This window comes from Vibrio floridensis (genome assembly GCF_021852965.1).
Lineage (GTDB): Bacteria > Pseudomonadota > Gammaproteobacteria > Enterobacterales > Vibrionaceae > Vibrio > Vibrio floridensis.
Window position 1 is genome coordinate 38,262 of record NZ_JAKGCY010000012.1, and the last position, 12,779, is coordinate 51,040.

The 12,779-nt window shown below is 46.6% G+C and carries 17 protein-coding genes; all 17 read left to right on the plus strand.

All coding sequences use genetic code 11. The features are described 5' to 3' along the window. Window positions 1–374 precede the first annotated feature (374 nt). Window positions 375–4,928: an SslE/AcfD family lipoprotein zinc metalloprotease gene (locus LZU85_RS16070; RefSeq protein ID WP_237287748.1), complete on the plus strand. Its 4,554-nt coding sequence runs from the start codon at window positions 375–377 to the stop codon at window positions 4,926–4,928. A 717-nt stretch (window positions 4,929–5,645) separates the two neighbouring features. After that, window positions 5,646–5,957, plus strand: a complete 312-nt coding sequence (gene rpsJ, locus LZU85_RS16075; RefSeq protein WP_004410492.1) for a 30S ribosomal protein S10 — start codon at window positions 5,646–5,648, stop codon at window positions 5,955–5,957. A gap of 14 nt (window positions 5,958–5,971) precedes the next feature. Further along, on the plus strand, window positions 5,972–6,601 hold the full coding sequence (rplC, locus tag LZU85_RS16080) for a 50S ribosomal protein L3 (protein ID WP_011078831.1): 630 nt from the start codon (window positions 5,972–5,974) through the stop codon (window positions 6,599–6,601). Window positions 6,602–6,617: 16 nt separating this feature from the next. Beyond that, window positions 6,618–7,220 (plus strand): 50S ribosomal protein L4, encoded by a 603-nt coding sequence (gene rplD, locus LZU85_RS16085; RefSeq protein ID WP_011078830.1) that lies wholly within the window; start codon window positions 6,618–6,620, stop codon window positions 7,218–7,220. Beyond that, on the plus strand, window positions 7,217–7,519 hold the full coding sequence (gene rplW / locus LZU85_RS16090) for a 50S ribosomal protein L23 (RefSeq protein WP_011078829.1): 303 nt from the start codon (window positions 7,217–7,219) through the stop codon (window positions 7,517–7,519). The genes rplD and rplW overlap by 4 nt, the downstream gene beginning before the upstream one ends. 16 nt (window positions 7,520–7,535) lie before the next feature. Beyond that, window positions 7,536–8,360: a 50S ribosomal protein L2 gene (rplB, locus tag LZU85_RS16095; protein WP_011078828.1), complete on the plus strand. Its 825-nt coding sequence runs from the start codon at window positions 7,536–7,538 to the stop codon at window positions 8,358–8,360. A gap of 21 nt (window positions 8,361–8,381) precedes the next feature. Then, window positions 8,382–8,660: a 30S ribosomal protein S19 gene (gene rpsS, locus LZU85_RS16100; protein ID WP_011078827.1), complete on the plus strand. Its 279-nt coding sequence runs from the start codon at window positions 8,382–8,384 to the stop codon at window positions 8,658–8,660. A 10-nt stretch (window positions 8,661–8,670) separates the two neighbouring features. After that, window positions 8,671–9,003: a 50S ribosomal protein L22 gene (gene rplV / locus LZU85_RS16105; protein WP_005528535.1), complete on the plus strand. Its 333-nt coding sequence runs from the start codon at window positions 8,671–8,673 to the stop codon at window positions 9,001–9,003. 18 nt (window positions 9,004–9,021) lie between these two features. After that, window positions 9,022–9,723, plus strand: a complete 702-nt coding sequence (rpsC, locus tag LZU85_RS16110; RefSeq protein ID WP_176298378.1) for a 30S ribosomal protein S3 — start codon at window positions 9,022–9,024, stop codon at window positions 9,721–9,723. 11 nt (window positions 9,724–9,734) lie between these two features. Continuing rightward, window positions 9,735–10,145, plus strand: coding sequence for a 50S ribosomal protein L16 (gene rplP, locus LZU85_RS16115; protein WP_004728605.1), 411 nt, complete (start codon window positions 9,735–9,737; stop codon window positions 10,143–10,145). Next, complete coding sequence (gene rpmC, locus LZU85_RS16120) at window positions 10,145–10,336, plus strand: 50S ribosomal protein L29 (RefSeq protein ID WP_004410456.1); 192 nt, start codon at window positions 10,145–10,147, stop codon at window positions 10,334–10,336. Before rplP ends, rpmC begins: the two co-directional genes overlap by 1 nt. Then, entirely contained in the window at window positions 10,336–10,590 is a 255-nt protein-coding gene (rpsQ, locus tag LZU85_RS16125) for a 30S ribosomal protein S17 (RefSeq protein WP_038963691.1), read from the plus strand. Before rpmC ends, rpsQ begins: the two co-directional genes overlap by 1 nt. Window positions 10,591–10,752: 162 nt before the next feature. Then, window positions 10,753–11,124, plus strand: coding sequence for a 50S ribosomal protein L14 (gene rplN / locus LZU85_RS16130; protein WP_017420316.1), 372 nt, complete (start codon window positions 10,753–10,755; stop codon window positions 11,122–11,124). 13 nt (window positions 11,125–11,137) lie between these two features. Continuing rightward, complete coding sequence (rplX, locus tag LZU85_RS16135; RefSeq protein ID WP_017420317.1) at window positions 11,138–11,455, plus strand: 50S ribosomal protein L24; 318 nt, start codon at window positions 11,138–11,140, stop codon at window positions 11,453–11,455. A 26-nt stretch (window positions 11,456–11,481) separates the two neighbouring features. Beyond that, window positions 11,482–12,021 (plus strand): 50S ribosomal protein L5, encoded by a 540-nt coding sequence (gene rplE, locus LZU85_RS16140; RefSeq protein ID WP_011078821.1) that lies wholly within the window; start codon window positions 11,482–11,484, stop codon window positions 12,019–12,021. 17 nt (window positions 12,022–12,038) lie between these two features. Continuing rightward, window positions 12,039–12,344: a 30S ribosomal protein S14 gene (gene rpsN, locus LZU85_RS16145; protein ID WP_176298377.1), complete on the plus strand. Its 306-nt coding sequence runs from the start codon at window positions 12,039–12,041 to the stop codon at window positions 12,342–12,344. 30 nt (window positions 12,345–12,374) lie between these two features. Further along, window positions 12,375–12,767: a 30S ribosomal protein S8 gene (gene rpsH / locus LZU85_RS16150; protein WP_011078819.1), complete on the plus strand. Its 393-nt coding sequence runs from the start codon at window positions 12,375–12,377 to the stop codon at window positions 12,765–12,767. The last annotated feature ends 12 nt before the right edge of the window (window positions 12,768–12,779 follow it).

Below are 12,779 nucleotides of genomic sequence, written 5' to 3' on the forward strand. Positions count from 1 at the left end.
TTGCTTTAGTCCTTAGTCCTTAGTCCTTAGTCCTTAGTCCTTAGTCCTTAGTCCTTAGTCCTTAGTCCTTAGTCCTTAGTCCCTAGTCCCTAGTCCCTAGTCTCTTATCTCATCATCTTCGCGCACGCGGGGAGTCATTGTTCAGCTAGCGCTGTAGTTTGCTGCGACTAAATCTCTAATTCTGCCTCTGCCACATTTTTTGAATGTACCAATTCATTTCTATTTCCCAAACCTGAATCCATATATAGAATGTTGAACTGTAAAAAAATGAGCTTTAAAATTAAGTAAATTGCAGTTCTTTCGTCTTTTCTTTTTTATTTTGAGCTAATTAAGAAAGTCTGCTTGTTCAATGTATTCTTAAGAAGGATGACATCTTGAAACGAAGCCTTTTGTCGCTTTTGATTGCTTCTATGCTGGTGGCTTGTGGGAGTGAAGATCAAGTACTTGCCCCCGTTCTCCCTCCAACGGTAGAACCAGAGCTGCCCGATATTGGGGTTGATGATCCGATCATCGTCAGCGCCTTATCTTTGGATGGGCATTTGATATTGAGTGGTTCGATTGAGTGTAATGGTGGGCCAGCAAATCAGTTCGATGTTCCTCAAAAAGAGGATGTCGTGTGCATGGTGCAAGGTCGCACACTTGCAACCTTCACAACCCCATACGTTGCGGAACAAACTCGCAGTCGTGCCGTCAATGTGGAAGTCTTGTCGCTGGCTCAAGCCGATGAATACAAAGCTTCACCAGTACGTTTGAGCAATATTCAAACGCTGATTAAAAACATCGGTAGCACTCAGGGCAATACAATAGAGCTGGATTTGTCTTCGTCACGCGATGCGCTCACGTTCGAACATTATTTTGACCACAACCTAGATATGCCTGTTGATGAGTTTCGAGCGTTGATCACTGAGAAAGTGAGCAATGATAACCAAGTGGATAAGCAGCCTACAACGCACGTGCCCGATGTTCCACCGGCGGTGACGCCTGGCGCATCGAGTGACTTAACGAGTGGTTTTGTGTCAGCAAGTGCTGAAGAGTCTCTGGTTTATAAACCGAGCGAAGTTATCTTAAGTCAAGCGCAGTTGCTTAATGAGCAAGGTTTGCCTGTCAATGGTATTGCGTATTTCAGTGCCCATGGTCGAGGTGTCTCTGGAGTCGATAAGCAAGGAAATATGATCGGTGATGGCCGCTTTGAATTCTCTTGGGGCGAAAACATCAGTTTTGCTATCGATACGTTTGAACTGGGTGAGATACGTGGCAACAAAACGGCCTTCCAGCTAACAGAACTTGCTCAAGGAAATGAGGGGAAAAACGTTGAAAAACTGGTGCATCGTTATGCCGACCGTACTGACAGTAAAGTAACGCTGCCTCAACAAGTCACGGAGGTTTTTGCCCTCTATCCGAACGTGGTCAATGAAGCGATCTCTTTGTCGCTCAATAGTGATGATACGTTACTTGACGTGGGTGGAGGTCAAACGCAACTGGTTCCGGGTGAATTCGAACAGCAATTTGCTCATGGCCTCGCTGCGGATATCGATCAGCAGCTCGCCAAGCCATCTTCTCGCTCAAACTTTGAGCTACCAGTGGTTAAAGGCGCACTCGATCCGCAAGCAAGCCGCATTCAAGCGGATATCCAAAAACTTTGGGGAGCTACTCACCAAGCACAACAAGCCGGATGGAAAAAAGTAGAGCGTTTCCATGTGTTCCATGACAGCACCAACTTCTACGGGAGTACAGGTAATGCACGCGGTCAGGCGGCGGTGAATATTGCCAATAGCGCGTTTCCGGTCATGATGGCTCGTAACGACAACAATTACTGGATCGACTTTGGTCAACCGAAAGCTTGGGATGCGCAAGGTCTGGCGTTTATCACCGAAGCCCCTTCTTCTGCGGTGCCAGAAAAAGTGTCGGCGGAAACGGCGACCTTCAATCTGCCTTTCATGAGCATTGGTGAGTTGGGCAAAGGCAAAGTGATGGTGATGGGCAACGCGCGATACAACAGTGTGTTGGTTTGCCCGAATGGCTTTAGTTGGAATGGCGGGGTGAATCAAGATGGCTCGTGTAAGCAATCCAGCGACACTGACGACATGGCAAACTTTTTTGCTAACACACTCCTCTATTTAACCGACAAATCAGCGCAAGAGCTGACGGTTGGCACCAATATTCCTTATGTCTACTTTAAGCGTCATGGTCAAGTGATGGGCGAGCGGGCCGATTTTGTTATCGATCCTCGTTTAGCGGCTAAAACGGAGCAACTCTCTGATTTTGGCCATCTTGACCCTGAAGCGATGCCCGTTGTGATCATCAATGGGTATGAGTATTTAGGTCATGCGGGTATCGGCCCGTACGATCTGCCAATGAGTGCCAATATCAATAAGCCTAAATTGAGCCAGCAAGATGTCTCGGATCTCATTGACTACGTGAATCGTGGTGGCAATGTTTTGATGATGGAGACCATCATCAATCGTGCTAACGCGGGTGAAGTTGCTCGGCTACTCGATAGTGCAGGCATCGCGTTTGGCATGGGGCAAAGTGTGGTGCCAAATGGCAATGGACCAAGTGGCGGTTATCCTGATCGCCCGCGCAATCAGCGTCAGTACGGTATTTGGGTGTTAGAGCGCTATGCGGCGGTACAAGGCGCGGATGGTAAACCAGTATTGCCGTACACCATTAAAGACGATGGTTCGGTTGAGTGGCAATATCAAGTAGAAGGCAAGCCAGATGATAAACCCAATCTAGAGATGGCTCGTTGGCCTGAATTGGATGAGCAGGGCGAGCCAGTGCTGGATAAAGATGGCAACCCGATCATTAATGTTGCCTTTATTGATGAATCACAGCATTGGCGTAAAGATGAAGAGGGCCATGTGGTTGTCGATCAACATCAACAGCCTATATTGGATGAAGACAGCCTTGCCAAGGCAAAGCAACGTATTTTGAACGCTTTCTTGGTAGACGGAGAACCCGCTTATCAAGAGTGTCACGATAGCCAATTTCATTATGAAGTGAACTGTTTGGAATACCGCCCAGGGAACGGCATACCCACTGGTGGGGGTATGCATGTGCCTTATTACACTGAGCTCAAACTTGGTGAAGCGGAATCGCAAGCCATGGTGAAAGCGGCGAACTTAGGGACCAATATTGAAGCGCTGTATCAGCATGAGCGCTATTTTCGTACCAAAGGGAAAGTGGGTGAGCGTTTAAGTAGTGTTGATCTCAGCCGTATCTACCAGAATATGACGGTTTGGCTATGGAACGACCTCGAGTATCGTTACGAATCAAGCAGTGATGATGAGTTAGGTTTCCAGCGTTTTACTCAATTCTTAAACTGTTACACCAATGATGTGGCTGGCGGTAACACTCATTGCCCAGAAGAGGTGAAATCTGAGTTGAACCGGTTGAACATGGTCTATGGTGATGCGTCTGGTGAGTATGCCGGTCAAATGAACCCTAGCTACCCGCTCAACTATATGGAAAAACCGTTAACCCGATTAATGCTTGGTCGCTCTTTTTGGGATTTAGACATCAAGGTGGATGTCCGTGCATTTCCTGGGGAAGCTGGTGAGGGGGCGGGTGGCCGCAATGTTACTTTGGATATGCGTAATTTGACGACCGCATGGTTTGCGGGCAACCGTCAGCCAACAGGGCAGTGGGCGGTCGCGCAGCAGCCGTTTACGGTATCGGTGGCTGGGGAGGAAGCGCCCGTCACTATCACTATCGCTTTGGCTGATGATTTAACTGGTCGCGAAAAACATGAGCTTGGTTTGCAGCGCCCGCCAAGAATGACCAAGTCGTTCGTCATTGGTGGTGGCCATGCCACAAGTCAGCAGTTTACCATTCCTTATGGTGGGTTGATTTATGCCCAAGGTGGCAATAGCGAGCAAGTGAGCTTAACGTTTAGTGGCACGGTTGATGCGCCTCTGTTTAAACAGGGCAAATGGCAAAATCCAAAGACCTCTCCTGCGCCAATGGGGGAGGTGATTTCAGATACCTTTGTCTTTACTGCCCCGAAAGCGAATTTAAATGCTTCTGGTTACTCTGGTGGTATCGAACAGTTCGCACGGGATCTCGATCGTTTTTCGGCGGATCTCAATGATTTTTACGCTCGCGATGAAGGTGTTGAAGGGCGCTTAAATCGTCAAGCGACCAGTTCAAGTAATCCTAATAACCGCCATCACTTTGTAAATGATGTTGCGATCAGTATTGGTGCGGCTCACTCTGGTTACCCAGTGATGAATGCGAGCTTTAATGCCAAGAGCCAAAGTCTAAATACAGCGCCACTGAACAGCTGGCTGTTATGGCATGAGGTTGGACATAACGCCGCAGAGGCACCGTTTAATGTCGATGGCGCAACGGAAGTGGTGAATAACCTACTGGCGTTGTACATGCAGGATCTACACTTAGGAAAAATGGCGCGCGTTGAGCAAGACATCCGAATCGCGCCAGATTTTGTGCGTATGGAGAATGGTCATGCATGGGGCGCGGGCGGTGCGGGTGAACGCCTAGTGATGTTTGCACAGCTGAAAGAGTGGGCCGAGAGTGAATTTGATATTCAGCAGTGGTATGGCGATGAGTTACCAAGTTACTACAGCTCGGAAGAAGGGCTCACAGGGTGGAACCTCTTTAAGTTAATGCATCGATTAACGCGTAATGAGACAGAGGGTTTGTCTGAGCTAAAAGGTGAGAATATGTGCCAAGCCTCAGGGTTTGGAAAGAGTGACATGTTGATGCTTTGCGCCTCTTATGCGGCTCAAATGGATCTGAGTACTTTCTTCCAAGCGTGGAATCCGGGGTCTAAAGCGTTTCTCTACCCAGGTGACCCAACACCAAGGTATGAAGGCGGGATTACGCAAAGTGGGCTAGACAAGGTGAAAGAGCTCAAGTTGCCTGAACCACAACGTGATCCATTAGCGATAAATCAGTTATCAAGATAATAGACAAGGCCCTAGCTCTCTAGGGCCTTTGTTTTCGTGCTAAGTTGCAGTTACCTTTCTAGTTTTCTAGTTTTCTAGTTTTCTAGTTTTCTAGTTTTCTAGTTTTCTAGTTTTCTAGTTTTCTAGCTCCTAGTTCCTAGTTCCTAGTTCCTAGCTCTCTAGTTTCCTTCACTTCTGACTTGTATTTGAGCTCTGGGTCGATTCATTTCTTTCTCATCGTTTACCTCATTATCCTGTGTCTACGGGAAAAGGGCTGGTGGTCGGGGCGCGCGATTGATTCCGTCTATTGTCTATGTCTATCACTCTATATTGAGGTTTAAGCTCGGCCGATGTGACTCTCGTTGCTAGGGTTCCAATCCATGGAATCTTTCTCCGATTATTTTTCAAACAGCCCTTGCAAGCAAAACTGTGATCTGTATAATACGCCGCACTGACTTGTTCAGTTGTGAACCAATGAGCAGCGAGGAGCCAGCAGCTTCGGTTGTAGGGTAATGTATACTCAGCTTATGTTCGCAGTTAATACAATTAGCTTATCTATTTTAGTGTTCCTATCTGATAGCGTTCCTTCCATAGATACATGGTTAATCGAAAATTAACTGACAATGCGTCCTAATCTTGGATGCTACGGTTTCACATAAATCAATCGGCATTCTCTCGTCTTAACGAGTTTGAGTGGCGATATTGTTTGTGTAATTTTTAATATTGGAGCTCTGTCTCATGCAGAACCAACGTATCCGTATCCGCCTTAAAGCTTTCGATTACAAACTAATCGACGCTTCAACAGCGGAAATCGTTGAAACAGCTAAGCGCACTGGCGCACAGGTTCGTGGTCCAATCCCACTACCTACTCGTAAAGAGCGTTTCACCGTTCTTATCTCTCCACACGTTAACAAGAAAGCTCGTGACCAGTACGAAATTCGTACTCACAAGCGTCTAATCGACATCGTTGAGCCAACAGACAAAACTGTTGACGCTCTGATGCGTCTAGACCTTGCTGCAGGCGTTGACGTTCAAATTAGCCTAGGTTAAGGGAGATTAGAAGAATGATTGGTCTAATCGGTCGTAAAGTGGGCATGACCCGCGTATTTACTGAAGAAGGCGTTTCTATCCCTGTAACTGTTGTTGAGGTTGAAGCGAACCGTGTTGCTCAAGTGAAAACTCTTGAGACTGACGGCTATGCAGCAATCCAAGTTACAGCTGGTACAAAGAAAGCTAACCGCGTAAACAAAGCTGAAGCAGGTCACTTTGCTAAAGCTGGCGTTGAAGCTGGTCGTGGTCTTTGGGAATTCCGTTTAGAAAACGGCGAAGAGTTTGCAGTTGGTTCAGAACTAACTGTTGAACTATTCAACGAAGTTAAAAAAGTAGACGTTACTGGTACATCTAAGGGTAAAGGTTTCCAAGGCACTGTTAAGCGCTGGAACTTCCGCACTCAAGATATGACTCACGGTAACTCATTGTCTCACCGTGCTCCTGGTTCTATCGGTCAATGTCAGACTCCAGGTCGCGTATTTAAAGGCAAGAAAATGGCAGGTCACATGGGTGCTGAGCGTGTAACGACTCAAAACCTAGAGATCGTACGTGTTGACGCTGAGCGCAATCTGCTTCTTATTAAAGGTGCAGTCCCTGGCGCAACTGGCGGTAACGTGATCGTTAAACCAGCTGTTAAAGCATAACGTCTAGGAGTAAGTAATGGAATTGATGGTTAAAGGTGCTGCTGCACTAACTGTTTCCGAAGCTACTTTCGGACGTGAGTTCAACGAAGCTCTTGTTCATCAAGTAGTTGTTGCGTACGCAGCAGGTGCTCGTCAAGGTACTCGTGCTCAAAAAACACGTTCAGAAGTTTCTGGCGGTGGTGCTAAGCCATGGCGTCAAAAAGGTACTGGCCGTGCACGTGCTGGTACAATCCGTAGCCCACTATGGCGTACAGGTGGTGTTACTTTTGCTGCGAAACCACAAGATCACAGCCAAAAAGTAAACAAGAAAATGTACCGTGGTGCGATGAAGAGCATTCTTTCTGAGCTAGTTCGTCAAGAGCGTCTAATCGTTGTTGATAACTTCTCTGTTGAAGCACCAAAAACGAAAGAGCTAGTTGCTAAGCTTAAAGAACTTGAGCTAAACGACGTGCTTATCGTAACTGGCGAAGTAGACGAGAATCTATTCTTAGCTGCACGTAACCTATACAAAGTTGACGCACGTGACGTAGCTGGTATTGATCCAGTTTCTCTAATCGCGTTTAACAAGGTTCTAATGACTGCTGACGCAGTTAAGCAAGTTGAGGAGATGCTGGCATGATCACTCAAGAGCGTCTACTAAAAGTTCTACGTGCACCGCACATCTCTGAAAAAGCAACTATGGCAGCTGAGAAAGCGAACACTATCGTTTTCAAAGTAGCGAAAGATGCAACTAAGAAAGAGATCAAAGCAGCTGTAGAACAGCTATTTGAAGTTGAAGTTAAGTCTGTAAATACTCTTATCACTAAGGGTAAGACCAAGCGTCAAGGTCTACGCCAAGGCCGTCGTTCAGACGTGAAGAAAGCGTACGTTACTTTGAAAGAAGGTCAAGATCTTGACTTTGTTGGCGGCGCGGAATAACAGGAGTAGTTGAATAATGGCTATTGTTAAATGTAAGCCGACTTCGGCTGGTCGTCGTCACGTTGTTAAAGTTGTTAACGCTGACCTACACAAGGGCAAGCCTTACGCACCTCTTCTAGAGAAAAACTCTAAGAACGGTGGTCGTAACAACAACGGTCGTATCACAGTACGTCACATCGGTGGTGGTCATAAGCAACACTACCGTGTAGTTGACTTCAAACGTACTAAAGACGGTATCCCAGCGAAAGTTGAGCGTCTAGAATACGATCCAAACCGTAGCGCAAACATCGCTCTAGTTCTGTACGCAGACGGTGAGCGTCGTTACATCATTGCACCTAAAGGTATGCAAGCTGGTGACGTTATCCAATCTGGTGTTGATGCACCGATCAAAGCGGGTAACACTCTACCAATGCGCAACATCCCAGTAGGTTCTACAATTCACTGTGTTGAATTGACTCCTGGTAAAGGTGCACAGTTGGCTCGTTCAGCGGGTGCTTACGCTCAGCTAGTAGCTCGTGATGGTTCTTACGTAACTATCCGTCTACGTTCTGGCGAAATGCGTAAAGTTCTATCTGAAGGTCGCGCAACAATCGGTGAAGTTGGTAACTCTGAGCACATGCTTCGTGAGCTTGGTAAAGCTGGTGCAAGTCGCTGGCGTGGTGTTCGTCCAACCGTTCGCGGTGTGGTAATGAACCCAGTAGATCACCCACACGGTGGTGGTGAAGGTCGTACTTCTGGTGGCCGTCATCCAGTTTCACCTTGGGGTGTACCAACTAAAGGCTACAAGACTCGTAGCAACAAACGCACTGACAAGTACATCGTACGTCGTCGTAACAAGTAATCTATATAAAGAGGAATCGCCATGCCACGTTCTCTCAAGAAAGGTCCATTTATTGACCTACACTTGCTGAAGAAGGTAGAGAAAGCGGTGGAAAGCGGAGACAAAAAGCCACTTAAGACTTGGTCCCGTCGTTCAATGATCATCCCTACGATGATCGGTTTGACCATCGCTGTCCATAATGGTCGTCAGCACGTTCCAGTTTTCGTTACCGAAGAAATGATCGGTCACAAACTGGGTGAATTCGCACCAACTCGTACTTACCGCGGTCACGCTGCGGATAAGAAAGCTAAGAAGCGTTAAGGAGTAAATAATGGAAGCTATTGCTAAACATAACTTTGCTCGCATTTCGCCTCAGAAAGCTCGCTTAGTTGCGGATCTAATCCGTGGTAAATCTGTTGACCAAGCTCTTGAAATCCTAACGTTCAGCAACAAAAAAGCTGCTGTACTAGTTAAGAAAGTTCTTGAGTCTGCTATCGCTAACGCGGAGCACAACGAAGGTGCAGATATTGACGATCTGAATGTTGCAAAAATCTTTGTAGATGAAGGCCCAACCATGAAGCGTATTATGCCTCGTGCAAAAGGTCGTGCGGATCGTATCTTGAAGCGTTCAAGCCACATCACTGTTGTTGTAGCAGATCGCTAGAGACTAGGAGAGTAAGCAATGGGTCAAAAAGTACATCCTAATGGTATTCGTCTAGGCATCGTTAAGCCTTGGAATGCTACATGGTTTGCTAACACCAAAGATTTCGCTGACAACCTAGACGGCGACTTCAAGGTACGTCAGTTCCTAACTAAGGAACTAGCAAAAGCGTCTCTATCACGCATCGTTATCGAGCGTCCTGCTAAGAGCATTCGTGTGACTATTCACACTGCTCGCCCAGGTATCGTTATCGGTAAGAAAGGTGAAGACGTTGAGAAGCTACGCACAGCTGTAGCAAAAATCGCAGGTGTACCAGCGCAAATTAACATCGCTGAAGTACGTAAGCCTGAACTAGATGCGCAACTTGTTGGTGACAGCATCGCGTCTCAGCTAGAGCGTCGTGTTATGTTCCGTCGTGCTATGAAGCGCGCAGTACAAAACGCAATGCGTCTAGGTGCTAAGGGTATCAAAGTGGAAGTAAGTGGCCGTCTAGGCGGTGCTGAAATCGCACGTTCTGAGTGGTACCGTGAAGGCCGTGTGCCTCTACACACTCTACGTGCAGACATTGATTACGCAACTTCTTCGGCTCACACCACATACGGTGTAATCGGCATTAAAGTTTGGATCTTCAAAGGTGAGATTCTAGGCGGTATGCCAGCAGCAACTGAAGCTGCAGAGCCAAAGGCTGACAAGCCTAAGAAGCAGCGTAAAGGCCGTAAGTAAGGAGTCGACAGATGCTACAACCTAAACGTACTAAGTTCCGTAAGGTTCATACTGGTCGTAACCGCGGTCTAGCTAAAGGTACTGAAGTAAGCTTTGGTTCTTTTGGTCTTAAAGCTGTTGGCCGTGGTCGTTTGACTGCTCGTCAAATCGAAGCTGCACGTCGTGCTATGACGCGTCATATCAAGCGTCAAGGTAAAATCTGGATCCGTGTGTTCCCAGACAAACCAATCACAGAAAAACCACTTGAAGTTCGTCAAGGTAAGGGTAAAGGTAACGTTGAGTACTGGGTAGCCCAAATCCAACCTGGTAAGGTTATGTACGAAGTTGATGGTGTACCTGAAGAATTGGCGCGTGAAGCGTTCCGCCTAGCGGCTCGCAAACTGCCATTCAAGACTACATTTGTAACTAAGCAGGTGATGTGATGAAAGCACAAGATCTACGCGAAAAGAGCGTTGAAGAGCTTAACGCTGAGCTATTGAATTTGCTACGTGAACAGTTCAACTTGCGCATGCAAGCTGCAACTGGTCAACTTCAGCAGACTCATACTCTGAAAGCTGTACGCCGTGATATCGCACGTGTGAAAACTGTTTTGACTGAGAAGGCAGGCGCATAATGAGCGACAAAATTCGTACTCAACTAGGTCGTGTTGTTAGCGACAAGATGGACAAGTCTATCGTTGTTGCTATCGAGCGCATGGTGAAGCACCCTATCTACGGTAAATTCGTTAAGCGCACGACTAAAGTTCACGCACATGACGAAAACAACGAGTGTGGCATTGGCGACACTGTTGAAATCGTTGAGTGTCGTCCACTGTCTAAGACTAAGTCTTGGACTTTGGTAAAAGTTGTAGAAAAAGCGAAGATCTAATCTTCACTATTCTATGAATATAAACGGCTCCAAAAATTTTTTGGGGCCGTTTATTTTTTGACTACCCAATCACAAAAAAGGGTGGTACAATTCGCGTCCCTTATAAAGAGGCAGCCCGACCCGAGAGGGTCTAGTTTTTTTAATATTTAGCGGAGCACTAACATGATCCAAATGCAAAGTATGCTGGACGCAGCTGATAACTCAGGCGCTCGCAGCGTAATGTGTATTAAGGTTCTGGGTGGCTCTCACCGCCGTTATGCACATATCGGTGACGTTATCAAAGTTACTGTTAAGGAAGCAATTCCTCGCGGTAAAGTTAAAAAAGGTGACGTTCTGAAGGCGGTGGTAGTTCGCACCCGTAAAGGCGTACGTCGTCCAGACGGTTCTGTCATTCGCTTCGACCGAAATGCTTGCGTACTGTTGAACAACAACAGTGAGCAACCTATCGGTACACGTATCTTTGGTCCTGTGACTCGCGAACTTCGTGGCGATAAGTTCATGAAGATCGTTTCACTGGCTCCAGAAGTTCTGTAAGGAGCGGCAAATAATGGCAGCTAAAATCCGTCGTAACGACGAAGTAATCGTTCTTGCTGGTAAAGATAAAGGCAAGAAAGGTAAAGTAACTAAGGTCCTAGCAACTGGTAAAGTTGTTGTTGAAGGTATCAACCTAGTTAAGAAACATCAGAAACCTGTTCCAGCTCTAGGTATCCAAGGCGGTATCGTTGAGCAAGAAGCAGCTATCGACGTTTCTAACGTGGCTATCTTCAATGCAGCTACTGGCAAAGCTGACCGTATCGGTTTCCGTTTTGAAGACGGCCAAAAGGTTCGTTTCTTCAAGTCTAACGGTGAAACTGTTTCTAACTAATTTAGAAAGTAATTTGGAGTTCTACTATGGCGAAACTGCATGATTACTACAAGTCGTCTGTAGTCGCTGAACTGACCAAACAGTTCGGTTACACAAGCGTCATGCAAGTCCCTAGAATCGAAAAGATCACCCTTAACATGGGTGTGGGCGATGCTATCAACGATAAGAAACTGCTAGAAAACGCAGCTGCTGATATGGCAACGATCTCTGGTCAAAAGCCACTTATCACTAAAGCGCGTAAGTCTGTTGCAGGCTTCAAAATTCGTGAAGGCTACCCAATCGGTTGTAAAGTAACCTTGCGTGGCGAACGTATGTGGGATTTTATGGAGCGTCTAATCTCTATCGCTCTTCCACGTGTACGTGACTTCCGTGGTGTTAACGCTAAGTCTTTTGACGGTCGCGGTAACTACAGCATGGGCGTTCGCGAGCAAATCATCTTCCCGGAAATCGACTTTGATAAAGTTGATCGTGTACGCGGTTTAGACATCACTATTACGACGTCTGCTGGTACTGATGAGGAAGGCCGTGCTCTGCTGGCTGCCTTTAACTTCCCATTCCGTAAGTAAGGTGAAGGGTTACTGTTATGGCTAAACAATCAATGAAAGCACGTGAAGTAAAACGTGCAAAGCTAGTAGCTAAGTTCGCTGAAAAGCGTGCTTCTCTAAAAGCTATCATCAGCGATGTAAATGTATCTGAAGAAGATCGTTGGAATGCGGTTCTAAAACTGCAAACTCTTCCACGTGATTCTAGTGCGTCACGTCAGCGCAACCGTTGTAACCAAACTGGTCGTCCACACGGTTACCTACGTAAATTCGGTCTGAGCCGTATCAAAGTTCGTGAAGCTTGCATGAAAGGCGAGATTCCTGGACTTCGTAAGGCTAGCTGGTAATTGCCACTTTAATCATTTGGAGTAAATCATATGAGCATGCAAGATCCGATTTCGGATATGCTGACCCGTATTCGTAACGGTCAGGCAGCAAACAAAGTTGCTGTTAAAATGCCTTCTTCAAAGCTGAAAGTTGCAATCGCTGCACTACTAAAGGCTGAAGGTTACATCGTTGACTTCGCTGTTGAAGGCGAAGCAAAACCTGAGCTAGAAGTTACTCTTAAGTACTTCCAAGCTAAACCAGTAATCGAGCAACTTAAGCGTGTTTCACGCCCAGGTCTGCGCGTCTACAAGAAGAAAGACGATCTGCCATCTGTAATGGGTGGTCTAGGTGTTGCTGTAGTTTCCACTTCCAAGGGTCTGATGTCAGACCGCGCTGCTCGCAAAGCAGGTCTTGGTGGTGAAATCATCTGCTACGTAGCTTAATAGGAGTAGAAT